A 22,703-nucleotide genomic window follows, 5' to 3' on the forward strand; every position below is an offset into this window, starting at 1 on the left:
GTCTACCTCACCGACGTGCGGCCGGCCGTCCAGCAGATGCGCGGGCACCGGGGCCGGCGGCCTCAGTACGGGCCGTACGGGCCCGAGCGGCCGTTGCCGCCGCGCCCGCGCATCTGCTGGACGGCCGGCCGCACGTCGGTGAGGTAGACGGCCGCCGCGACGACGCCGATGAGCGAGAGGAAGCCCAGGGAGCTGATGAACCCGGCGCCGATCGGCGACGGCAGCGCGATGAAGCCGAAGGCGGTGGCGACCGCGAGGATCGCGACCCAGAAGCCCTTCGTCCGCTTCTCGGCGGCGACGAACGACTCGGGACGGTGCCGCACGGCGTCGACGAGGGCGTAGACCTCGAGGCCGAAGGCCACGACGCTCAGCACGACGACGATGAGCAGCTGCAGGTTGCCGACGATCGAGGTCATGCGACCAAGGGTATGCGAGCGGGGCCACCCCTCGCCCGAGGGACGGGAACAGCGCGGCGCCCGATGGCCGAGGCCACCGGGCGCCGCGCTGTCGATCAGCTGTCGGTCAGCTGCAGATCGAGCTGTCGATCAGGTTCCGACCAGGAGCGGGCCAGGTCAGTTGCCGACCTTGTCCGCACCGGTCTTGGCGGCCTTCTTGGCGGCGGCCGCCGTCTTGCGGGCGCTCGTCGTGGCGCCCTTGACGGCGCTGCGGGTGCCGGCGGTGCGCTTGCGCGCGGTGGCCGTGGCGGTCTTCGCGGCCTCCTCGGTCGCGACGACGTGACCCTCGACGACCTTCTCGGCCTCGGTGACGGCCTCGGCCGCCTCCTGGACGCCGATGCCGACCGCGGCGATCGCGGCGGCGGTCGTCGTGTCGACGGCCTTGCGGGCGGTGGTCACGGCGGCCTTGGTGCGGCTCAGCGTGACCTTGCCCTGGGAGATGAGGTCCTGCGTCGCCTTCTGCGACGAGAGCCGGTCGACGAGCTTCTTGCCGCGCTCGGCGAGGTCCTCGTAGCCCTTCTCGACCTTGCCGGCGAGCTCGAGCGCACGAGAGACCGCGAGCGCGGGGGCCTGCTGGGCCTGGTCGGCGAACGCCTTGGCGTCGAACGCCTCGACGCTGCTCTGGACCTTGGCGCGACGCGCCTCGACGGCGGTCTGGGCCTTCGCGACGCGCGCCTCGACGGTGCTCTGCACCTTCGCGAAGCGGGCCTCGGCGTCGGCCTGGACCTTGGCGAGCCGCGCCTCGGCGTCGGCCTGCGCCTTGGTCAGACGGGCCTCGAGCTCGCCCTGCAGCGCGGTGGCGTTCTTGGCCGCGGCCCGGACGCGCTCGACGGTGACGTCGGCAGCACCGACGACGGCGAGCACAGGGGTGGCCTCGGTGACGGACTTCGGGAGCTGGGTCGTGCGTGCCATGACGGCTTCCTCCTCGGGTGCGTGCGGTTCTCGCACGCGTGGGGTGGTTCTACGGGGTGTCGGTCGGGGTGTCGGTCGGTGCGGCCTCGGGGGCCGGTGCGGCGGAACGCGTGCTCGTGCGCTTGCTGGCGCGCTTGCTCGCGCTGCGCTTGGTGGCGCGGCGGGCGGCAGGGCCGTCCGTCGCGGTGTCCGCGGGAGCGGCTGCCGGTTCGGCCGGCTTCGCGACGGCCTTGGCCCGGCGGCGCGGCCGCGCGGGCCGCTCGTCGGACGCGGCTGCCGCCGCCTTGCGCGCCGCCCGCTTGGAGGCGGTGGTCGGGACGGACGACGTCGTCCGGGTGCTCGGGCGGCGGCGGGGCACGGACGCCGCGACGTCCTCCGCCGCGGCCCGTGCGTTCTCCGCACGGAACGAGGCGTAGATGTCGAGGAGGACGCGCTTCTGCCGGTCGCTGAGCTCGGGGTCGGAGTGGACGGCGCGGTCGACGCCGACCCGCAGCTCCTCGTCGAGGATGCCCGCACGGACGTACAGCGCCTCGGCGGAGATCCGCAGCCCCTTGGCGATCTGCTGCAGCACCTCGGCGGAGGGGTTGCGCAGGCCGCGCTCGACCTGGCTGAGGTAGGGGTTGCTGACCCCGGCCAGTGAGGCGAGCTGGCGGACCGACAGCCGGGCGCTCTCGCGCTGCTCGCGCAGGTAGGCGCCGACGTCGGTCACGCGGTCATGAATGCTTGCCACAGTTCTCATAGTGCTTGCTCCTGCTAGCAGATGCAAACCGTCGGGGGGTGGGGCCGGTCACACCGGCGGGTCCGCGTGGGGCGGGAGCGGTCGCCGCCCGTCCGGACCGGGACGTTCAGCCGAAGACGACGCCCGTGAGGGTCTGGTTCACGTGCCCGAGCCAGGTCTCGCCGTACGTGTGGAAGCCTGCCACCGGGATGCCGCCGAACGCCTCGACGAAGGCCGGTGCGCTGTGCTCGGCGTCCATCTGGAGCCGGCGCAGGATGCAGTTGAACATCACCGCGCCACCGGCCCGGCCGCCGACGGCGGCGACCGCGTCGTGGACCGCCTCCCGGGTCGCCGCGACGAGGTCCCCGGCGTCGACGACCTCGACGACCGTTCCCACCGGAACCGCTGCGTAGAAGGCGATCCCGCCGTGGTCGACGACCGCGCGCGGGCTGCGCAGCCACGGCTCCCCGTCGATCATCAGGCCGAGCGGGTGGCGCATGAACGCCGTCGCGTCGACGCACTCGGTCTCGATGCCGACGGCGGCCGCGTACGCCTCGACCGCCGACAGGTGGTCGAACTCGAGCACGGTGCGGGCGGAGGCGTCGGTGCGGGTCACCGTGAGCCGGTGCCCGGCCGAGGAGAACGCGCAGGACTTGACGACCCGGAACGGCACGCCGGCCTCCAGGACGAGCAGCGCGACCCCGTGCCGGCTGACCGTGCGACCGACGGCCACCCAGGTGCTCTCGAACCGCAGGTCGTCGCCCGCCGAGCCGCCGACGACGTCGAGCAGCGGCGCCGCGTTGCCGATGCGCTCGTTGACGAGCTCCTCGCTGGCGTGCAGGCCGTCGATGAGGACGAGCGCGAGGTGGCGCGCCGGGTCGAGGCCGCGCAGCGGCTCCCCGAGCCCCGCCTCGACGGCCGCGACGGCCGCGTCGGTACCGGCCGCGACGTCGTCCGCCAGCTCGCCCAGGGCGACCGCGGACCGCACGACCATGCCCTCGGGGAGCGCGACCGCGGTGAGGCCGCCGGTGCCCGAGCCGTCGTCGCTGAACTCCCCCGCGGTCGAGCAGCCGAGGACGCTCGCGCCCGGGAAGGCGTCCGCGAGCGGGCCGGCGAGGTCGGCGGGGTCGTAGGCGCTCGACGCGAACCACAGGACGGCTCCCGCCGTCCGGCCGCCGAGCCCGTCGTGCAGCTGCGCCACGAGGGCGCGGACGGCGTCCGGCGCGGGGCCGGTCGCGCGGGCGCTCGCCGCGGCGAGGTCGCGGTGCGTCGCGATGCTCATGTCACTCCTGTCGCGGCCCGCCGGGCGGGCCGATCCGGACGCGGGTCAGAGCGGGAAGCCCAGGTCGGACAACGCGGCGAGCACCGAGCGGACGACCGCGGCGTCACCGACCTGCTCCGGCCGGGGGCTGCGCAGGTCCACCCCGGTGCGCAGCGCGACCCGGGTGCAGATCGTCGCGAGGGCGGCCCCGTGCCCGCCGAGGCGGCGCTCCAGCCCCGTGAGGACGTCCACGAGGTCGGCGTCCGCCGCCACTGGCATCACACGCTCCCTGACCCAGGCCCGCCGCTCGGGCCGATGCTGGGTTGTCGGCGTCCCGGGTGACCGGCTTGAGGTGAGACGCCGGCTCAGGCGGCGCGGACGGCGAGCAGCTCGCGGGCCTCGGCGGTCGACATCGGGGGCCGCTGCATCTCGGTGGCGAGCCGGGCGGCGCGCTCGACGAGCTCGGCGTTCGACTGCACGACGCGGCCCTTGGCGTAGACGAGGTTGTCCTCCATGCCGACGCGCAGGTGGCCGCCGAGCGCGAGGGCCGCGGCGGCGACCGGCAGGTGCGCGCGGCCGATGCCGGTCGCCGACCACGAGGTCACCTCGGCCGGCAGCGCCTGGACCGCCGCGACGAGCGCCTCGACGGTGCCGGGCATGCCGCCGGGGACGCCCATGACGAAGTCGCAGTGCACGCGGCCGCCGAAGGGCAGCCCGCAGGTGTCGACGAGCCGGCGCAGCGCGTGCACCTGACCGAGGTCGAACAGCTCGAACTCGGGGACGACCTGCAGGTCCCGGGCCTTCTCGAAGAGGTCCACCATGAACGGCCACGGGTTGAGGAAGACGTCGTCGCCGAAGTTCACCGTGCCGCACGTGAGCGAGCACGAGTCCGGGGCCGCGTCGAGGACGGCGAGCCGCGCCTCGAGCGGGTCCTTGACGCTGCCGCCGGTCGACAGCTGGACGACGAGGCTCGTGCTCTCGCGCAGGGCCGCGACGGTCGCCCGCAGCCGGCCGAGGTCGAGCGTCGGGCGCGCGTCGTCGTCCCGGATGTGGACGTGGATGAGCCCCGCCCCGGCGGCCTGCGCCGCCTTCGCCTCCGCGACGAGCTCGTCGAGCGTCGTCGGGAGCTGGGGGAACTCCGCCTTGGAGAGCTCCGCGCCGGTCGGGGCCACGGTGATGAGCGTCTTCGTCACGACGGACATCGTGCCATCGAACTGCACAGCGACGGAAGATCCTGCGCCCGCCTGGTCGACAGGCGGGAAATCTTGCTGCCCGTCAGGGCCGGACGACGACCTCCTGGGACGCCGCGAGGCTCCCGGCGTCGGCGTCGGCATCGGCATCGGCGTCGGCGTCGGCGGTGCTCGCGTCGGCCGGTGCGCCGTCGGCCCCGGCGAGCGAGACCGCGAGCGTCGCGTCGACGGGCAGCGAGCGCTTGACGAGCGCGAGCGCGACCGGCCCGAGCTCGTGGTGGCGCGCGGACGTCGTGACGAACCCGACCTGCCGGCCGCCGTGGACCACGGGCGCCCCGGCGGCGGGCAGGGCGTGCTCGGAGCCGTCGAGGTGCAGCATGACGAGCCGGCGCGGCGGCCGGCCGAGGTTGTGCACCCGGGCCACGGTCTCCTGGCCGCGGTAGCAGCCCTTCTGGAGGTGGACGGCGGTCCGCAGCCAGTCGTCCTCGTGCGGGATCGTCCGGTGGTCGCTCTCGTGGCCCAGGCGCGGCCGCCACGCGGCGACCCGCAGCGCCTCGCTCGCCCAGGAGCCGGCGAGCGGGGTGTCCCCGACGACCTCGTCGAGCGCGACCCGCGGCACGAGGACCTCCCGCCAGGGCCGCTCGAGGCCGGGGTGCTCGTCGTCCGGCACCGCCGCGTACGACGCGGACGTCGCCCCGAGCCGGGGCCAGGGGTCCTGCCAGGCGGGCGGCGCGTCGTCCGGCACCCGCAGCCCGGCCGGCAGCGTGGCGCCCGGGGCGGCGACGACGCCGAGGACCGCCCAGGCGGCCGTGACGTCGGCGACCTCGACGCGGAGCATGAACTGCATCCGGCGCAGCCAGTCGACGAGCGCGGGCGCCGTCCCCGGCTCGACCGTGACCCACACCGTGCTGCCGTCGTCGACGACGTGGAGGGCGTGCTCGACATGCCCGTGCGGGGAGAGGACGAGCGACTCGACCCCTTCGCCCACGGGCAGGCCGGTGATGGCCTGCGTCGTCAGCGAGTGCAGCCAGGAGAGCCGGTCCTGACCGGTGACCGTGACGACGCCGCGGTGCGACAGGTCGGTCACCGCGGCGCCGGTCGCGAGCAGGCGCTGCTCGCGGTTCGGGTCGCCGTAGTGCCACGCGACGCCGGTGTCCGAGCCCTGCGCCGGGACGGCGCCGGGCCGGGCGAGCAGCGGGCTCACGGGTGCCGCAGCGGTCGGGGTGGTCGGGTCGGCGCTCGTGTCGGCGGTCATGTCAGTCCTCAGCGTCGGCGGGAGCGCCGTGCTTCCCGCCGGCGGCGTGGCAGTGCGCGCAGAGGCCGTCCAGCGACAGGTGCGTGACGTCGGTGCTGAACCCGTACCGGGTGCGGACCTCGTCGGCGAGGGCGCGGGCCCCGTCGACGTCGGCCTCCTCGACCCCGCCGCAGCGGCGGCAGACGAGGTGGATGTGGTCGGCGTGACCGACCGCGTGGTACGTCGGCGCCCGGTGCCCGAGATGGGTGTGCGAGACGACGCCCATCTCCTCGAGCAGGTCCAGGGTGCGGTAGACGGTCGAGAGCGACAGGCTCGGGACGACCTCCTGCACCCGCTCCGCGACCTGCTCGGGCGTCCCGTGGCCGAGGGCCTGGACGGCGTCCAGGACGAGCCGGCGCTGCGGCGTCATCCGCAGCCCGCGCGAGCGCAGGGCGTCCCCGAGGACATCCGACCCGCGCTGCGTGACCATCACGTCAGCATAGGCGCGGCGTCAGAGCCGCTTGAGCCGCGCCGAGGCGTGGGACTGCAGCGGCACCCCGACGGCGGCCATGTCCATCGCCCAGAGCAGGTCGCCCTCGACGAGCCCGTAGAGCCGGGTGGCCGCGTTGTACTCCTTGGCGGTCCGGGTCCGGGCGACGAGGTCGGTCTCGAGGGTGATCCGGGGACCGACCGCGGTGCCGACGTAGATCTCGACGAACCCGGTCGGGTGCGCGAGCAGCACCTCGAGCTCGATGCCGGCCTCGCCGTCCCGGGTGATCGCCGCGCCGGGGCGCCAGAACCCGGTCTCGGTCGACAGCGGCCGGACCTGCTCGCCGTTCTCGTCGAGCAGCCAGGCCTGCGAGCGGTAGTGCAGGAACGGACGGCCGTCGTGCCGGAACTCGACCTCCTGGCCGAAGCGCAGGTCCTCGGGCATCGTCGGGTAGCCGACGACACCGGCACCGGCCCACGTGCCGACGAGCCAGGCGAGCGGGACGAGCGGGGCGGGCAGGTCCGGGTCGATCTGGATGGGCACGCGGCGAGCCTACTGGGCGGCGGCGCGGGGTGCCCTCAGGCGGGCGAGGAGCAGGTAGAGCTCGCAGCCGAGGCAGAGCCCGAACGCCGCGTTGAGGAAGGCCGCGACGAACGCGAGGGCGGCCGCGACGACGACGGCTCCGCCGACGCCGAGCAGCGCGAGCACGAGGCCGGCGCCGGTGACGACGAGCCCGACGAGCTGGGAGAAGGTCGGCGGGCGGGGGTCCTCGAGCTCGGCGGGAGGCGCGAGCCGGGGCCGGACGAGGGTGCGGAAGAGCCGGCCGTAGGGCGAGGCACCGATCCCGGCGAACGCGCCCACCGCGAAGACGGCCGTCTGGACGGCGAGGAGCCAGACGCTCCCGGTGAGGACCGTCGCCGCGAGGACGACGGCCGTCACGAGCGCACCGAAGCGCGGCCCCCGCGGGTCGATGCCGGTCGGCGTGGCGGGGGTGGTCATCGGGAGGCCCCCAGAGCGTCGGAGACGAGCAGGGGTTCCACGGCGGCCCGGGCCTGCGCGGGCGTCATGGCGCCGGACGTCCGCGTGACGACGCGGCCTGCGGGGTCGAGCACGAGCACGGTCGGGGTCCGGACGACGGACAGCCGGCGGACCAGGTCGAGGCGCCCGGCGGCGTCCACCTCGACGTGCTCGACGCCGTCCAGCCCCGGGACGAGCGCGTCGAGCACCCGCCGGGTGGCGCGGCACGGTGCGCAGACCTCGGAGGAGAACTGGAGGAAGGTCGCGCGGGCGCCGAGCGGGGCCCCGAGGTCGGCCGCGGAGAGGACGTCTCCGGCGACGACGACCCGGCTGCGGCCGTTGCGCCGCTGCACCCAGAGCCCGACGGCGCAGGCGAGCGCGAGCGCCACGAGGAGGGCGGCGAGACGGAGGGTCGGCGAGCTCATACCTGATGAGAACAGTCAACAATGCGGACGTCATCCCACCATCCACATACTGAGACGAGGCGTCCACCATTCGTCACGACCCGTCCTCTGGTGCCCTCCGCACCCCAAAGCTGCGTTTTGGGGTAGGCAACCCGCCAGAGGTGAGCCGCCAGAGGTGAGCCGCCAGAGGTGAGCCGCTCAGCCCGTGACGAGCCGGCTCACCGCGTAAGCGACGGTGCCGACGGCCGAGACCGGGGCCGCGGCGGCGGCGAGCAGCCCGAGCGGGGTCCGGGCGCCGGGGGTCTGCCGGAGCAGCCGGTCGAGGCCGGCCGCCGCGGCGGAGACGACGACGCCGGTGGCCAGCGCCGGGACCAGCCGCACCGGGTCGGTGAACTGGGCGGCGACGACCGCACCGGCGATGCCGGCGACGAACGGCACCCACGCCCCCGGCCAGCCGCGCAGCGGCAGCGCCGTGGCGGCCCGGGCGACGCCGACCGAGACGGCTGCGACGAAGACCGCGGCCCGGCCCAGCGCCGTCCCCGGCAGCAGCACCCAGCCGGCGGCGAGGAGCACGCAGACCTGCGCGGCGACGGTGCCGGTGACGGACTCGACGAGGTCCACGCGGCCGTCCCGCCGCAGCAGCTCGTGGGCGAACGCGAGGAGCAGCGAGAGCGCGAGGAAGGTCGCGAGCAGGCCGAGCGGCTCGACGTCCGGCAGGAAGGTCGTCACCGCGACGCCCGCCCAGCCGGTGAGGAGCACGAGCAGCGCGCTGCCGTTCGGGTGCGGCAGCCCGAGCAGGACGCCGGACCCGAGGGCGACGACGAGGACGACGAGCCCGACGGCGGCCGCGAGCAGCGGGGGGTTCACGACGCCGGCCAGCCCGACGAGCCCGGCGAGCGCGACGGAGGCCAGCGCGGCGAGGACGGCGGTCACGCGGGCATCCTGGCAGAGCCGGGGCCGGCCCCGGAGCCCTCGCCCGCGGCGGCCTGCGCCCACGCCGCGATCCGGCGCACGAGGTCGGGGCGGGCGGACGCCTCGGCGTGGCCGAACCCCGGCTCGACCCACAGGGTCGCGGTCGGGCCGGCGGCACGGGCCACCCAGCGGGCGTGGTCGGTCCCGAACCACTGGTCGGCGTCGCCGTGGACGACGAGCAGCGGGGTCGGGGCGATCCGGCCCGCGACGGCGTCCGGCGGCTCGGGGCCGGGGTCCCAGCCGCCGCCGTCGAGCCGCGCGCCGAAGACCGCCTCGACGACGGCCCGGCCGAACCGGGTCTCGAAGCCGACGTGCGCGCGGCGCATCGGCGCGCTCCCGCGGAAGTGCCAGCGCCCCGGACCGCTCACCGCGACGACGGCGTCGACCCGGTCGTCGAGGGCATCGAGCGCGCCGGCCCCGCCGTCGAGCCCGGCCGCGGCGGACCACGCCGTCCGCAGCGTGCCCGCCGCGTGCAGCACGGCGACCGCCGCGCCCATCGACCAGCCCACGGTGACGACCCGCCGGTAGCCGAGCCCGCGGGCGTGCGCGACCGCGGTGGCGAGGTCGAGCACCTCGAGGTCGCCGACGGTGCAGCGGCCGGTCGACGTGCCGTGCCCGCGGAAGTCGAACGACACCACGCCGCCGCTGTCCTGCAGCAGCGCGACGACCGCCGCGACGTCGGGGCGGCGCCACGAACCCGTGAACCCGTGCGCGACGACGAACGCGAGCGCCGGGTCGCCGCCGCCGGACGGCGGGTCGTGCCGCGCGCTGAGCCGCTCGCCGTCCGCGGTGACGAGGACGTCGTCCGGGCCGGTGCGCCCGGCGCGGCGGCCGATGCTGCGGCGGCCGACGGCGGCGACCAGGGACCGGGCGCGGGACCGGACGCGGGCTGCGGGCACGGGGACCATCATCCGGTCCGTCCGACTCCCCCGCGCGCGGCCGGTTCCGGTCGGTGTCGCGCACGTTCGCAGCACATGACAGAAGTGTTCCCAAACACCCGCTATGGCGTGCCGAGGGCCGTTCTCACAGCGCGCCAGGTGTCGCCGCGGTGTCGCGCACGTCACGAAGTGCTTGCTGGGGCATGCACAAACACGAGGTGTGAACGCTATCCTCGTGCTTTCAGCGTCCCGCAAAGGAGCGGTGTGCTGGCCGGTGGAGCCGGTCGGTGCGCACGCCCCGGCGTTCGCCCCGGATCGGGTGACCTTGCGGAGGAGGCCGTCATGGCCCAGCTGCTGCTCCTGACCAACGCACTCGCTCCTTCGGCCGAGGTGCTTCCCGCCCTCGGCCTGCTGCCCCACCAGGTCCGCGTGCTGCCCGCCGAGGCAGCGGTCCTCGTCGACGCCCCGCCCGCGGACGCGGTCATCGTCGACGGCCGCCGGGACCTCGGCGGCGCCCGCTCGCTGTGCCGCCTGCTGCGCACGACGGGCCTGTCGGCACCGCTCCTGCTCGTCCTCACCGAGGGCGGCATGGCCGCCGTCGCGGCGGACTGGGGCGCGGACGACGTCCTGCTCGACTCCGCCGGCCCCGCCGAGGTCGAGGCCCGGCTGCGGCTGGCCGCCGGCCGCAGCCGCATCGCCGAGGCCGCCCGCGAGCCGGAGACGTCCGAGATCCGCGCCGGGGACGTCGTCGTCGACGAGGTCACCTACAGCGCCAAGGTCCGCGGCCGCCTGCTCGACCTCACGTACAAGGAGTTCGAGCTCCTCAAGTTCCTCGCGCAGCACCCGGGCCGGGTCTTCACCCGCGCCCAGCTGCTCCAGGAGGTCTGGGGCTACGACTACTTCGGCGGCACCCGCACCGTCGACGTCCACGTCCGGCGGCTGCGCGCCAAGCTCGGCCCCGAGCACGAGGCGCTCATCGGCACCGTCCGCAACGTCGGCTACCGCTTCGTCCCCCCGGGCCGCGACCGCGTCGCGGTCGAGGAGACGGTCGACGCATAGCCCCCGCAGAACCGCTCATGCTCGCGGCACGTACCGCGAAACCGCTCTCCCGAGCCGGTTTCCGGTGCAGGCCGCGAGCATGAGCGGTTGTCGGGAAGGGCGTCAGAGGCCGAGCGCGGGAAGGTGCGTGAGGAGTGCGCGGGCTGCGGCTCGCGCCTCTGTCGCCGTCCGCACCGTGAGGACGGCGGCCGCGGCCTCGCGGCAGAGGTCGGACGTGGCGCCGGCGAGGGCCGCGGCGACGTCCGGGAGCGCGGCCGCGCTCATCGACAGGCTCCGGACCCCGAGACCGACGAGCACGCAGGCGAGCGCCGGGTCGGCGGCGGCCTCGCCGCAGACCCCGACCGGGATGCCGGCACCCTCCGGCCCGAGGCCGGCCGCGCCGCGGCACGTCGCCGCGACGAGATGCAGCAGACCGGGCTGCCACGGGTCGTTGAGGGTCGCGAGGTCGCCGACGAGGCGGTCCGCGGCGAGGGCGTACTGGGTGAGGTCGTTCGTGCCGATGCTCGCGAACGCGACGTTCGCCAGCACCTGCGCCGAGCACAGCGCCGCCGACGGCACCTCGACCATGACGCCGGCGGTCGTGATCCCGTGCGCGGCGCAGCGGGCCACGAAACCGTCTGCGGCGTCGGCGGTCGAGACCATCGGTGCCATCACCCACACGTCGGCGGCCGACCCCGGGTCCTGCCCGGCGACGGCGCGGGCGACGGCGGCGAGCTGGTCCTCGAGCACCTGCGGGGCGCGCAGCGCGGTCCGCAGGCCGCGGACGCCGAGCGCCGGGTTGGGCTCCTCCCCCATGTCGAGGAACGGCAGCGGCTTGTCCGAGCCGGCGTCGAGCGTGCGCAGGACGACGCGGCGACCCGCGAACGCGGCGAAGACGTCGGCGTAGAGCGCCGCCTGCTCGTCGACCGACGGCGGGTCGGTCCGGTCGAGGAAGGCGAGCTCGGTGCGGAACAGGCCGATCCCCTCGGCCCCCGCGGCGGCCGCCGCCCGGGCGCTGGCACCGTCCGCGACGTTGGCGAGCAACGAGACCCGCACCCCGTCGGCGGTGCGGCCGGGGCCCTCGAGGGTGCGCCGGCGCCCGGAGGCGAGCCGGCGGGCACGCGCCTGCGCCTCGTCGTCCGGGGCCACGAGCAGGGTGCCCGCAGCCCCGTCGACGAGGACGAGCGTGCCGTCCGCGAGCTCCCCGGCGGCGGCGAGCCGCTCGGCGTCCGCGACCGCGACGACCGCCGGCAGGCCGAGCGAACGGGCGATGATCGCCGTGTGCGAGGTCGGTCCGCCGGACACGGTGACGAGAGCGAGCACCGACTCCGGTGACAGCGTCGCCGTGTCCGCCGGCGCGAGGTCGTGCGCCAGGAGCACGAACGGCTGCCCCGCAACGGGTTCCGGGACACCCGGCGCCGGCCGGCCGGTGAGCTCGGCGACGATCCGGTCCCGCACGTCGAGGACGTCCCGGGCACGCTCGGCGAGGTAGCCGCCGAGCGCCTCGATCATCGCGGCGACCTCCCCGGCCGCCTCCCAGACGGCGCGCTCGGCGCTCAGGCCGCGCTCCCGGACGTGCCCGGTCGCGGCGTCCTGGAGCGACGGGTCGGCCGCCATGAGCGCCGTCGCCTCGAGGACGGCGCGCGCGGTGCCGGTCGCGGCGTCGGCGCGGGCGTCGAGCATGGTCTGGACCGCGGTCGTCGCGGCGACGAGCCGCAGGCACTCCGGCTCCCGCTCGTCCATCGCGAGCGTCTGCCCCGCAACGGGTTCGGGCACCGCCCCCGGCATCCACCGGACCGGGCCGACGACGACCCCGGCGCAGACCCCGACCCCGGTCAGGGTCGTCGCCGCGGTCATGCGGTCGGTTCGTCGTGGTCGCGCGCGACGAGCTCGGCGAGCGTGTCGACCGCCGCCGCAGCCCCCTCGCCCTCCGCCGAGAGGACGACGGTCTCGCCGTGCCCGACCCCCAGCGCGAGCACCTGGAGCATGCTGCGGCAGTCGACCTGCTTGCCGTCCGGGCGGGAGAGGGTGACCTTGACGGGCAGGCCGCCCGCGGCCTTGACGAGGAGGGCGGCCGGCCGCGCGTGCAGACCGGTCGCGGCGCCCACCCGCACCTCGCGGGAGACGGTGGTCGCTGTCGTGTCGCTCATGACGGTCCTTCCAGAACTCGATGTCAGGGCTCGATCGTGACCTTGATGGCCTCGCCGCGGGCGACGATGCCGAAGGCGTCGAGGACCCGGTCGAGCGGGAGGGTGTGCGTGATGAGGTCGGAGACGGGGACCTCGCCGGTGGCGATGAGGCGCAGCGCCTCGGCGTTGTCGGCCGGGCTCGACCCGTTGGCGCCGACGATCGTCAGCTCGCGGTAGTGCACGAGGTTGGAGTCGACGGCGATGACGGGCTTGTCCTTGGGCAGGCCGCCGAAGAACGAGACCCGGCCGCCGCGGGCCACGGCGCGCAGGGCCTGCTCCTGGGCCGCGCCCGACGCGGCGGCCGTGATGACGACGTCCGCACCGGCACCGTCGGTGAGGCGCAGGACCTCCTCGACGAGGTCGACGGAGGACACGTCGATGGTGTCGTCCGGCTTGACGAGGTCGGCCGCCATCCGCAGCCGGTCCGGCTGCATGTCGGCGAGGACGACGCGCGCCGCGCCGCGGGCCCGGGCCAGCCGCACGTGCAGGCACCCGATCGGCCCGGCACCGACGATGACGACGACGTCCCCCGGCCCGACCCCGGCGAGCCGCTGCCCGTTGAGCACGCACGCGAGCGGCTCGGCGACGGACGCCTCCGCGAAGCCGAGACCCTCGGGCAGCCGGTTGAGGCCGTCGACCTTGAGCACCTGCTCCGGCACGACGAGGTACTCGGCGAAGCCGCCCTCGTACTGGTACCCGACGCTGGTCTGGTTCTCGCAGACCGCCATCCGGCCCTTGCGGCACTGGCGGCAGTCCCCGCAGGGCACCGCCGCGATGACCTGGACGCGGTCACCCGCGGCCCAGTCGCCGTAACCGGCCGACGCGACCTCCGCGCCCACCTCGACGACCTCGCCGGAGATCTCGTGGCCCATGACCCGCGGCGGCGACAGGTTGGGGTGACCGTTGTTGAGGATCTTGACGTCGGTGCCGCAGGTGGAGCAGTTGCGGACCCGGATCCTCACCTCGCGCGGCCCGGCGACGGGCTCCGCGACGTCCTCGAGCCGGACGTCGCCAGGAGCGTAGAAGCGGGCGACCTTCATGGGGATGCCTCCTCGTGGGGCGTGCTGTCGGGCGCGAGGATCGCGAGCACGTCGTCCACGCTCGTGGCCCCGCGCAGCCGGGCCGCCTGCTCGGGGTCGAGCAGGGTCTCGGCGAGGGCGGACAGGAGCGCCATGTGCTCCTCGCCCGATGCGGCGATCGGCATGCAGACGTGGACGACGCCGTCGCCCCAGTCCACGCCGTCCGGGAACTGGATGAAGCCGAGCGCGGTGCGCCGCACGAGCGCCCGTGCCTCGTTGGTGCCGTGCGGGATCGCGAACCCTTCCCCGACGTAGGTCGTCACCATCTCCTCGCGCTCGAGCATCGCGGCCGCGTAGCCCGGCTCGACGGCACCGATCTCGACGAGGAGGCCCCCCGACCGGCGCAGCGCGTCCGTCTTGTCGACGGCGCGCTGCGCCAGCCGGATGGCATCCGGTGCGAGCACGTCCGGCAGGTCAGCCGGCAAGGCTGCCACCGTCCCGGATGGCCGCCTCGACCCGGTCGAACGCCGGGTCGCCCATGAACACCTGGAACGGTACGACGACGGCCGCCGGGGCGGTCGCCTTCGCCCGGGCGGCGAGCCCGGAGTGGCAGACGACGACCTGGGCGTCCTGCGGGATCTGCGCGACGGGCGAGTGCGAGACCGTGACCCCGTACTTGCCGAGCCGCTTCTTGAGCTGGGATGTCAGCATGACGCTGCTGCCCATGCCGGCGTCGCAGGCGACGACGACGCTCGTGATGGACTTGCCCTCGATGGCGTTGCTGCTCAAGGGGTCACACCTCCACGGGCTGGTCGACGGCGTCGGCGGCCTGCGGGTCGCCGGCCTTCTCGCCGCGGCCGAAGCCGAGGAGGAACGCCGCGAGGACGAACGACACACCGGTCGCGACGACGATGTCCGCGAGGACCCCGAAGTAGTTGCCCTTCGGCGTGACCGCGAGGTAGGCGAAGATGCTGCCGGGTGCCGGGGTGGCCACGAGGCCGGCGTTGAAGATCGTCGCCGTGAGCAGGCCGGCCGCGCCGCCGCCGATGGCCGCGATGATGAGGCGCGGCTTCATGAGGATGTACGGGAAGTAGATCTCGTGGATCCCGCCGAGGAAGTGGATGATCATCGCGCCGGGGGCCGTGGCGCGCATGAGCCGCGGGCCGAAGAGCCAGTACGCGATGAGGATCCCCAGGCCCGGGCCGGGGTTCGTCTCGACCATGAAGAGGATGGACTTGCCGGACTCGGCGGCCTCGTTGACCCCCAGCGGGCCGAGCACGCCGTGGTTGATGGCGTTGTTGAGGAAGAGCACCTTCGCCGGCTCGACGAAGATCGACGCCAGCGGCAGCAGGTTGTTCGAGACGAGGACGTCGACGCCGTTGCCGAGGGCCTTGGTGATGCCCTCGACGACCGGGCCGATGCCGAAGAAGCCGCCGATGGCGAGGATCGTCGCGCTGATGCCGAGGCTGAAGTTCTCCACGAGCATCTCGAAGCCGACCGGCGTCCGCTCCTGCGTGAAGCCGTCGATCTTCTTGAGCACCCAGGCCGCGAGCGGGCCCATGAGCATCGCGCCGAGGAACATCGGGATGTCGGTGCCGACGATGACGCCCATCGTGGCCGCGGCGCCGATGACCGCGCCGCGCTGGCCGTGGATCGCCCGGCCGCCGGTGTAGGCGATGAGGATCGGCAGCAGGTAGGTGATCATCGGCCCGACCATCTTGGCCAGGTCCTCGTTCGGGACCCAGCCGACCGGGATGAACAGGGCCGTGATGAGGCCCCAGGCGATGAAGGCGCCGATGTTGGGCATGATCATGCCGGCGAGGAACGCACCGGCCTTCTGGACGCGGGCCTTGAAACCCGGCCCTTCGAGGTGCTTGAGGTCCTGCAGGTTGCTCACGGAGGCCTCCTTGGACGGGGACGGCGTCGTCCCTCAGGGGGTGGGCGATTGCTGGGCGGTGCGGGTGTTCGGGCGGTGCGGGGTGTTCGGGCAGTGCTGTACCGCCCTGCGGCCGGTGACGCTCACCGGTCGCAGGTGGGTTCGTGGGTGGCTGCGCTCAGCCGCCGGCGGGCAGCCTCCGGGCCGGGTCGGGATCGGGGTCGAGGACGACGAGCTCGGGGTGGACGTCGGCCGGACCGGGCATCCGGCTGCCGGGCAGGCTGACGGCGGCCGTCCCCCAGGCGACGGCCGCCGCCAGCGCCTCCCGGCCCCGGCCTCCTCCGGCGAGGAAGCCGGCGAGCAGGGCGTCCCCTGCCCCGACCGAGCTGAGCGGGTGCACGTGCGGGCCGCGCGCGTGCAGCACGCCCTCCGGCCCGACGAGGATCGCCCCGTCGGCGCCGAGGCTGGCGAGCACCTGCCCGGCGCCGGCGTCGAGCACGTCGCGGCAGGCCTTGACGACGTCGCCGACCGTCTCGAGCGGGCGACCGACGAGCTCCTCGAGCTCCTCGGCGTTCGGCTTGACGAGGGCCGGGCCGGCGGCGATGCCCGCCGCGAGCGCCGGGCCGCTCGTGTCGAGGACGGCGAGCGCGCCCGCACGGTCCGCGAGGTGCACGATGCGCGCGTAGAGGTCGACGTCCGCGCCCGGTGGCAGCCGGCCGCTGAGGACGACCCACTCCGCGCCCGCCGCCTGCCCGGCGACGACGCCGAGCACGGCCGACGTCTCGGCCTCGGTGAGGGCGGCACCGGGCTCGTTGAGCTTGGTCGTCGTGCCGTCCGGCTCGACGACCGTGACGTTCGACCGGGTCGAGCCGGAGATCGGGACGCCGACCACCTCGATCCCGGCGACCTCGAGCATCGCCGCGAGGTGGTGGCCCTCGGCGCCGCCGAGGGCGACGACGGCGGTCGTCTTGATCCCGTGCGCCGACAGCGCCCGGGCGACGTTGATGCCCTTGCCGCCCGGGTCGACCCGGCCGGACGTCGCACGGTGCACGGCGCCGCGGCGCAGCTCGTCGACGACGATCGTCCGGTCGACGCTCGGGTTGAGGGTGATCGTGAGGATCATGCGAGCACCACCCTCGGCCCGGCCGCCCGCAGCCGCTCGGCGTAGCCGGCGTCGAGGCCGGTGTCGCTGATGACGACGTCGATGTCGTCGAGGGCGGCGAAGCGGGCGAGGTGGTCCACGCCGACCTTGCTGTGGTCCGCGAGCAGCACGGTCCGGCGGGCCGAGCCGATCATCGCCCGCTTGACGGCGGCCTCGTTGTGGTCGGGCGTCGTGAGCCCGCGCTCGATGCTCAGGCCGTTGGTGCCGACGAACGCGACGTCGACGTAGGTGTCCTCGAGGGCCTTGAGCGCCCAGGAGTCGACAGCCGCGAGCGTGCGGCCGCGGACCCGGCCCCCGACGAGGAGCACGGTGAGGTTGGGCCGGGCGGACAGCGACATCGCGATCGGCAGCCCGTTGGTGACGACGACGAGCTCACGGTCCAGCGGCAGCGCCTCGGCGAGCCGGGCCGTCGTCGTCCCGGCGTCGAGGAGCACGGAGCCCTCGGCGGGCAGCTCGGCGAGCGCGAGCTTGGCGATCCGCTCCTTCTCCGACGTGAGCACCGCGTCCCGGGCGGCGAGACCGGGCTCGAAGCCGAGCCGCTCGACGGGGATCGCGCCGCCGTGCACCCGCCGCAGCAGGCCGTGCCGCTCGAGGACCTTGAGGTCGCGACGGATCGTCTCCGTCGTGACGTCGAGCGCCTCGGCGATGGCCGCGACGTCGACCCGGCCCGCGGACCGGGCGTTCTCGACGATCCACTGCTGGCGCTCCTCGGCGTACATCGGCGCACCTCCGGGTCGACCTCGACGTGACCTAATTCATACGCCCGCCACCTCCGGCATGTCAATAGACAACAACACACTCGAAGACGAAACAACATCGGCGGCCCGAGAAGGCACCAAGATCGTCACGATCGTCCGACGGCCGTCCGACGGCTCTGGCACGATGCGCGCGTCAGCACCCCGTCTCCCGCCGACACGGCAGAGAGAGGCAGCCTCCGTGCCCGCACAGACATCGTCCGGAGCCACCGTCCTGGACCGCTGGTTCAAGCTCTCGGAGAGGGGGACCACCGTCGCGCGCGAGGTGCGCGGAGGCCTGGTCACCTTCTTCACGATGGCGTACATCGTCGTCCTCAACCCGCTCATCATCGGCACCCAGAAGGACGGCACCGGCGTCTTCCTCGGCGGCAGCGCCGATGCCCCGAACCTCGCGAAGGTCGCCGCGGCGACCGCCCTCGTCGCCGGCCTCATGACGATCCTCATGGGCGTCGTCGCGAACTACCCGCTCGCGCTGGCGACGGGCCTGGGGCTCAACGCCTTCGTGACGTTCGGCATCGCCCAGCTGCCGGACATGACGTGGGCCGACGCGATGGGCCTGGTCGTCCTCGAGGGCCTCATCATCCTGGGCCTGGTCCTCACCGGGTTCCGGACCGCCGTCTTCCACGCGGTGCCGATCCAGCTCAAGACCGCGATCAGCGTCGGCATCGGCCTGTTCATCACGATCATCGGCTTCGTCGACGCCGGCATCGTGCGCCGCACCGGGACGGGCCCGGTGCCCGTCGAGCTCGGCGTGGGCGGGTTCCTCGCCGGCTGGCCGACCGTCGTCTTCGTCGTCGGCCTGCTGACGATGGCGGTGCTCATGCTCCGCAAGGTCAAGGGCGCGATCCTCATCGGGATCGTCGTCGCGACGGTCCTCGCCATCGTCGTCGAGGCGATCGCGAAGATCGGCCCGAGCTTCACCCCGCCGGACCAGGTCAACCCGACCGGTTGGGGCCTCAACGTCCCGAAGCTGCCCTCGCAGGTCACCGACGTCCCCGACTTCGGCCTGCTCGGCCAGTTCAGCCTCTTCGGCTCGTTCTCGAAGATCGGCGTCGTCACCGCGGTGCTGCTCGTCTTCACCCTGCTGCTCGCCGACTTCTTCGACACCATGGGCACGATGGTCGCCATCGGTGCCGAGGCGAACCTGCTCGACGAGGAGGGCATCCCGCCGAACACCGAGCGGATCCTCGTCGTCGACTCGATCGCGGCGGCCGCCGGCGGCGCGGCGAGCGTGTCGAGCAACACCTCGTACATCGAGTCGGCGGCCGGCGTCGGCGAGGGCGCCCGCACCGGCCTCGCGAGCGTGGTCACCGGGGTGCTCTTCCTGCTCGCGACGGTGTTCGCCCCGCTCGTCGCCGTCGTCCCCTACGAGGCGGCGACGCCGGCGCTCATCATCGTCGGCTTCCTCATGATGACCCAGGTCAAGGGGATCGACTGGGACGACATGGAGATCGCCCTCCCGGCGTTCCTCACGATCGTCCTCATGCCGTTCACGTACTCGATCACCGCGGGCATCGGGGCGGGCTTCGTCTCGTTCGTCGTCCTCAAGGTGGCCCGGGGCAAGACGTCGCAGGTCCACCCGCTGCTGTGGGTCACCTCGGCGCTGTTCGTCGTGTACTTCGCGATCGACCCGATCAAGCAGCTGCTCGGCGTCTCCTGACGCGTCGCACCAGCGCAGCGCGAAGGGCGGCACCCCGGCCGGGGTGCCGCCCTTCGTCCGTGCGGTCGTGCGGGTCGGGCCGCTCCGGTCAGGGAACGACCGGCAGGTCGGCGTTCGTCGCCCGGTTCGGCGTCGGCGCCACGAGGTTCGGGTGCGTCCCGAAGTAGTTGATGAGCTCGTCGAGGTCGACCCCGCCGCCGGTGCGCGCCGTGCCGTTGCGCAGCTCGACGAACGAGTCCCCACCGTCGGCGAGGAACGAGTTCACCGTGACCCGGTAGCTCGCGGCCGGGTCGACCAGGACGCCGTCGAGCTTCAGGGTGTCCGCGAGGATCCGGCTGCCCAGCGGCGCCGACGGCGAGTAGCTGAACGTCAGCCCGTCGGAGATGCCGAGGTGCAGGAAGGACTCGACGCCCGACCGGACGGCCCACTGCTGCTCGAGGACCGTCTTCACCTGCGCACCCGTGAGGGTCATCGTCACCAGCGTGTTCGCGAACGGCTGGACGGCGAAGGCCTCGCCGTAGGTGACGACACCCGGACCCTCACCTGCCGGGCTGCTCGCGAACGTGAGGTCGGCCCGGACGCCGCCGGGGTTCATGAGCGCGATCTGCGCCCCGTTGGGCGCCGTCCGGTCGAGCTGCGCGTCCGCGATGAGGTCACCGAGCGCCGACTCCGTGTTCCGCGTGACGCTCCGGGTGATGTCGCCCGGCCCCTGGAAGGTCCCGACGGCCCGGTTCGCGAGCGGCGCCGAGAGCGCCGTCCACTTGGTGACGATCGCCTGCACGGCCGGGTCCGGCGTCCCGACCGGCCCGGCTGCGCTCGCGTTCTGCACCGGCCGGTTGACCGCCGTCACCGACGACCGAACGACGTCCTTGGTGCGCCGGTCGAGCTGGAGGTTCGTCTCGGTGACGAGCCGGCCGTACGCCATCGCGCTCGTGACGGACCGCGGCTTGCCCGCCGGGTCGGGGATCGAGCAGGTGTACGGCTGGTGGGTGTGGCCGGACACGACCATGTCGATGCTCGGCGCGAGGTTCTGCGCGATCGACACGATCGGTCCGGAGATCGCCGCGGCCCCGTTCGCTCCCGTGCACGGGAAGTTGTACGCCGCGCCGGACGGCGGCAGGCCGCCCTCGTGCACGAGCACGACGATCGCCTCGACGCCGCGCCGGCGCAGGTCCTTCGCGGCGAGGTTCGCCGTGACGACCTCGTCGCGGAAGTCGAGGTCCTTGATGCCCGCCTGGGCGACGAGCTCCGGGGTGCCCTCGAGCGTCATGCCGATGAAGCCGACCTTGATGTCGTCGACCTCGGTGACCCAGGTCGGGGGGAGCACCGTGCGGCCGGTCGACCTGCGGAACCACGAGCCGTAGTCCCTGACCGGTCGCGGCGCGCGGACCCCGTCCTTCCACGTGACGTTCGCGGCGAGCCAGGAGAAGCCGGCACCGGAGTACCCGTCCTCGTCGAAGCACCCGCTGGGGTGGCAGCCGCCGTACTGCATGCGCAGCAGCTCGCCGGCGCCCTCGTCGAACTCGTGGTTCCCGACGCTCGAGACGTCCAGCCCGAGGGCGTCCAGCGCCTCGACGGCCGGCTCGTCGTGGAACAGGCCCGAGACCACCGGGCTGGCCCCGATGAGGTCGCCCGCCGCGACGGTGAGGGTGTTCTTCCTGCCGGTCCTCAGGGTCTGCAGCGTCGAGGAGAGGTAGGCCGCGCCGCCGTAGAAGTCGGTCGCCGCCTGGCCGGGGAGCCGGCCGTCACCGCCCGTCGGCGGCGCGAGGTGACCGTGGAAGTCGTTGAAGCTGAGGATCTGCAGGTCGACCGGTCGCGGCCGGGCCTCGGCGGTGGAGCCGACCGCCCCTGCCGCGACCAGCGCGCCGACCGTGAGGGCGCCGACCGCGGCTGCCCTCCGACCCCGAAGTCGTGCTCCCATGCCTGTTCTCCCTGTCGCTCTCCCCGGAGCGGTCCCCGTGCGCCTCCCGAGCTGCACACGAACCGCCACCGACCAGCCCAAGTCGTGAATGTTGGGACACTACTGACCGAACGGTCAGGATCACCAGGGGTAGACACCGTTCGGTTCCGAACGGTCATCGCCGGTTCACGCGGCGCGACCCGGCGACCCATGGACCCGATCCCCGCCCCCGTCGGTCACGATGCGTCACCCGGGTGACCGCCGGGCGGGTGCCCGGGTGGCACCGGCACCCTCGCCTAGGCTGGGGCGGTGGACCCCGCCGCGCAGCCCGCCCCCGACCGGCGCGACGGCCCCGGGACGCGGCTGGTCGTCACGGGCACGCTCGCACCGGCCGACGTGGCCCGCGTCTTCGCCCTCGTCGACGCGGCGACCGTGGCCGACGGGGTCCGCCCGCTGAGCGAGCACGTCACCCTGCACGTCCGGTACGGCGGCGAGGGGCCGGACCGGAACCTGCTGCTCGTCGTCCCGGACGACGGCACGCCGCCGGACGGCGGGACGATCGCGGCCGGAGCCGGCCCGCAGCCGGACGTCGTCCGCCCGGGCGAGCGGCTCGTCGGCTACGCCCACCTGGACCCGACCGACGTCGTCGCGGGTGCCGCCGTGGAGATCGTCGTCCACCCGGGCTCCCGCGGGGCCGGCCACGGCCGGCGCCTCGTCGAGGCCGCGGCGGCCGCCACCCCCGACGGCCGGCTGCGGCTGTGGGCGCACGGGGACAACTCCTCCGCGCGGTCGCTCGCGGCGTCCCTGGGGTTCCGCGAGGTCCGCCGGCTGGACCAGATGCGCCGCTCGCTGTGGTCCCCGCTGCCCGACGCGCGGATCCCGGAGGGGGTCAGCGTCCGGGCGTTCCGGCCCGGCACGGACGACGCGGAGTGGCTGGCGCTCAACGCCAAGGCCTTCGCCCACCACCCGGAGCAGGGCGGCTGGACGGCGGCCGACCTCGGTGCCCGGATGCGCGAGGCCTGGTTCGACCCCGAGGGCTTCCTCGTCGCCTTCGACGACACGACCGGCGCCATGGTCGCCTTCCACTGGACGAAGATCCACGGTGGCGACGGGCACGAGCACGGCCCCGCGGCCGGCGGCGCCGACGCGCAGCCGCACGCCCACCCGCACGCCCACGACCCGATCGGCGAGGTGTACGTCGTCGGCGTCGACCCGGCCGCCCAGGGCCGCGGGCTCGGCCGGGCCATGACCCTCGCCGGCCTGCAGTGGCTGCGTGCCCGCGGGCTGCCGCAGGCGATGCTCTACGTCGAGGCCGACAACGCCCCGGCCCTCGCCGTCTACCGCAGCCTCGGGTTCACCCACTGGGACACCGACGTGATGTTCTCCCGGCCGACGGGCGCTGCTCCGGACCGGTGACGGCCGACCGCCGCGTGACGTCGGCACCTACGCCCCGGACACGCAGGCATGACACGATGCCGGTATGAGTACGCCGGCGGCCGAGAGCAGTTCCGACCCGATGCCGCCGGGCGGTCCCGAGGACGCCCGCGCGGCCGCCCCGACGGCCCCCCGCCGA

At 74.5% G+C, this 22,703-nt stretch carries 25 protein-coding genes; 3 read left to right on the top strand and 22 right to left on the bottom strand.

Features of this window, described 5'->3' with window-relative positions; translation table 11 throughout:
* Positions 1–62: 62 nt before the first annotated feature.
* The 13 genes from EDJALFJO_RS00705 to EDJALFJO_RS00765 form a co-directional block, all read right to left on the bottom strand.
* A complete protein-coding gene (locus tag EDJALFJO_RS00705) occupies positions 63–416 on the bottom strand; it encodes a DUF2516 family protein (RefSeq protein WP_088281194.1) in 354 nt (117 codons plus the stop codon).
* Positions 417–572: 156 nt separating this feature from the next.
* Positions 573–1,367, bottom strand: a complete 795-nt coding sequence (locus tag EDJALFJO_RS00710; RefSeq protein WP_088281196.1) for a hypothetical protein — start codon at positions 1,365–1,367, stop codon at positions 573–575.
* Positions 1,368–1,416: 49 nt separating this feature from the next.
* Positions 1,417–2,076, bottom strand: coding sequence for a helix-turn-helix domain-containing protein (locus EDJALFJO_RS00715; protein WP_233149603.1), 660 nt, complete (start codon positions 2,074–2,076; stop codon positions 1,417–1,419).
* A gap of 136 nt (positions 2,077–2,212) precedes the next feature.
* The gene (locus EDJALFJO_RS00720) at positions 2,213–3,367 is read right to left on the bottom strand and encodes an FIST signal transduction protein (protein WP_088281200.1); all 1,155 of its coding nucleotides are present in this window, start codon (positions 3,365–3,367) and stop codon (positions 2,213–2,215) included.
* Positions 3,368–3,412: 45 nt separating this feature from the next.
* The gene (locus EDJALFJO_RS00725; protein WP_143448212.1) at positions 3,413–3,625 is read right to left on the bottom strand and encodes a hypothetical protein; all 213 of its coding nucleotides are present in this window, start codon (positions 3,623–3,625) and stop codon (positions 3,413–3,415) included.
* 86 nt (positions 3,626–3,711) lie between these two features.
* The gene (locus tag EDJALFJO_RS00730) at positions 3,712–4,539 is read right to left on the bottom strand and encodes a 3-keto-5-aminohexanoate cleavage protein (protein ID WP_198949878.1); all 828 of its coding nucleotides are present in this window, start codon (positions 4,537–4,539) and stop codon (positions 3,712–3,714) included.
* 82 nt (positions 4,540–4,621) lie between these two features.
* Positions 4,622–5,791, bottom strand: coding sequence for a folate-binding protein YgfZ (locus tag EDJALFJO_RS00735; RefSeq protein ID WP_088281204.1), 1,170 nt, complete (start codon positions 5,789–5,791; stop codon positions 4,622–4,624).
* Between the two features lies 1 nt (position 5,792).
* The gene (locus EDJALFJO_RS00740) at positions 5,793–6,260 is read right to left on the bottom strand and encodes a Fur family transcriptional regulator (protein WP_088281206.1); all 468 of its coding nucleotides are present in this window, start codon (positions 6,258–6,260) and stop codon (positions 5,793–5,795) included.
* A 21-nt stretch (positions 6,261–6,281) separates the two neighbouring features.
* A complete protein-coding gene (locus tag EDJALFJO_RS00745) occupies positions 6,282–6,803 on the bottom strand; it encodes an FABP family protein (protein WP_088281208.1) in 522 nt (173 codons plus the stop codon).
* Between the two features lie 9 nt (positions 6,804–6,812).
* Complete coding sequence (locus EDJALFJO_RS00750) at positions 6,813–7,259, bottom strand: DUF4395 domain-containing protein (RefSeq protein WP_088281210.1); 447 nt, start codon at positions 7,257–7,259, stop codon at positions 6,813–6,815.
* Positions 7,256–7,702 carry a thioredoxin family protein gene (locus tag EDJALFJO_RS00755; protein WP_088281212.1) on the bottom strand — a complete coding sequence of 149 codons (447 nt, stop codon included), beginning with the start codon at positions 7,700–7,702 and terminating at the stop codon, positions 7,256–7,258. The genes EDJALFJO_RS00750 and EDJALFJO_RS00755 overlap by 4 nt, the downstream gene beginning before the upstream one ends.
* Positions 7,703–7,879: 177 nt before the next feature.
* A complete protein-coding gene (locus EDJALFJO_RS00760; RefSeq protein WP_088281214.1) occupies positions 7,880–8,614 on the bottom strand; it encodes a hypothetical protein in 735 nt (244 codons plus the stop codon).
* A complete protein-coding gene (locus EDJALFJO_RS00765; protein WP_198949879.1) occupies positions 8,611–9,552 on the bottom strand; it encodes an alpha/beta hydrolase in 942 nt (313 codons plus the stop codon). The genes EDJALFJO_RS00760 and EDJALFJO_RS00765 overlap by 4 nt, the downstream gene beginning before the upstream one ends.
* Before the next feature lie 321 nt (positions 9,553–9,873).
* Between EDJALFJO_RS00765 and EDJALFJO_RS00770 the strand changes: the two genes are divergently transcribed.
* Positions 9,874–10,590: a response regulator transcription factor gene (locus EDJALFJO_RS00770; RefSeq protein WP_088281218.1), complete on the top strand. Its 717-nt coding sequence runs from the start codon at positions 9,874–9,876 to the stop codon at positions 10,588–10,590.
* Positions 10,591–10,692: 102 nt separating this feature from the next.
* Here the strand turns inward: EDJALFJO_RS00770 and EDJALFJO_RS00775 are convergent, their stop codons facing one another.
* From EDJALFJO_RS00775 to EDJALFJO_RS00810, 8 genes are all read right to left on the bottom strand, one after another.
* A complete protein-coding gene (locus EDJALFJO_RS00775; protein WP_088281220.1) occupies positions 10,693–12,426 on the bottom strand; it encodes a phosphoenolpyruvate--protein phosphotransferase in 1,734 nt (577 codons plus the stop codon).
* Complete coding sequence (locus tag EDJALFJO_RS00780) at positions 12,423–12,719, bottom strand: HPr family phosphocarrier protein (RefSeq protein WP_088281222.1); 297 nt, start codon at positions 12,717–12,719, stop codon at positions 12,423–12,425. The genes EDJALFJO_RS00775 and EDJALFJO_RS00780 overlap by 4 nt, the downstream gene beginning before the upstream one ends.
* Before the next feature lie 23 nt (positions 12,720–12,742).
* Entirely contained in the window at positions 12,743–13,798 is a 1,056-nt protein-coding gene (locus tag EDJALFJO_RS00785) for a zinc-dependent dehydrogenase (RefSeq protein WP_088281224.1), read from the bottom strand.
* A complete protein-coding gene (locus EDJALFJO_RS00790; RefSeq protein WP_198949880.1) occupies positions 13,795–14,262 on the bottom strand; it encodes a PTS sugar transporter subunit IIA in 468 nt (155 codons plus the stop codon). Before EDJALFJO_RS00790 ends, EDJALFJO_RS00785 begins: the two co-directional genes overlap by 4 nt.
* Positions 14,252–14,503, bottom strand: coding sequence for a PTS lactose transporter subunit IIB (locus EDJALFJO_RS00795; RefSeq protein ID WP_088281238.1), 252 nt, complete (start codon positions 14,501–14,503; stop codon positions 14,252–14,254). Before EDJALFJO_RS00795 ends, EDJALFJO_RS00790 begins: the two co-directional genes overlap by 11 nt.
* A gap of 67 nt (positions 14,504–14,570) precedes the next feature.
* The gene (gene mtlA / locus EDJALFJO_RS00800; RefSeq protein WP_198949882.1) at positions 14,571–15,674 is read right to left on the bottom strand and encodes a PTS mannitol transporter subunit IICB; all 1,104 of its coding nucleotides are present in this window, start codon (positions 15,672–15,674) and stop codon (positions 14,571–14,573) included.
* 157 nt (positions 15,675–15,831) lie between these two features.
* Positions 15,832–16,776, bottom strand: a complete 945-nt coding sequence (gene pfkB, locus EDJALFJO_RS00805; protein ID WP_088281226.1) for a 1-phosphofructokinase — start codon at positions 16,774–16,776, stop codon at positions 15,832–15,834.
* A complete protein-coding gene (locus tag EDJALFJO_RS00810) occupies positions 16,773–17,534 on the bottom strand; it encodes a DeoR/GlpR family DNA-binding transcription regulator (RefSeq protein WP_088281228.1) in 762 nt (253 codons plus the stop codon). Before EDJALFJO_RS00810 ends, pfkB begins: the two co-directional genes overlap by 4 nt.
* A gap of 163 nt (positions 17,535–17,697) precedes the next feature.
* On the opposite strand from EDJALFJO_RS00810, the gene EDJALFJO_RS00815 reads away from it, so the two are divergent.
* Positions 17,698–19,230 (top strand): NCS2 family permease, encoded by a 1,533-nt coding sequence (locus EDJALFJO_RS00815; protein ID WP_088281230.1) that lies wholly within the window; start codon positions 17,698–17,700, stop codon positions 19,228–19,230.
* Between the two features lie 88 nt (positions 19,231–19,318).
* On the opposite strand, the gene EDJALFJO_RS00820 is transcribed toward EDJALFJO_RS00815, so the two are convergent.
* A complete protein-coding gene (locus EDJALFJO_RS00820; RefSeq protein ID WP_088281232.1) occupies positions 19,319–21,151 on the bottom strand; it encodes a bifunctional UDP-sugar hydrolase/5'-nucleotidase in 1,833 nt (610 codons plus the stop codon).
* A gap of 288 nt (positions 21,152–21,439) precedes the next feature.
* On the opposite strand from EDJALFJO_RS00820, the gene mshD reads away from it, so the two are divergent.
* Positions 21,440–22,546: a mycothiol synthase gene (gene mshD, locus EDJALFJO_RS00825; protein ID WP_233149605.1), complete on the top strand. Its 1,107-nt coding sequence runs from the start codon at positions 21,440–21,442 to the stop codon at positions 22,544–22,546.
* Positions 22,547–22,703 lie beyond the last annotated feature (157 nt).

This window comes from Kineosporia sp. A_224 (genome assembly GCF_002198655.1).
Lineage (GTDB): Bacteria > Actinomycetota > Actinomycetes > Actinomycetales > Kineosporiaceae > R-H-3.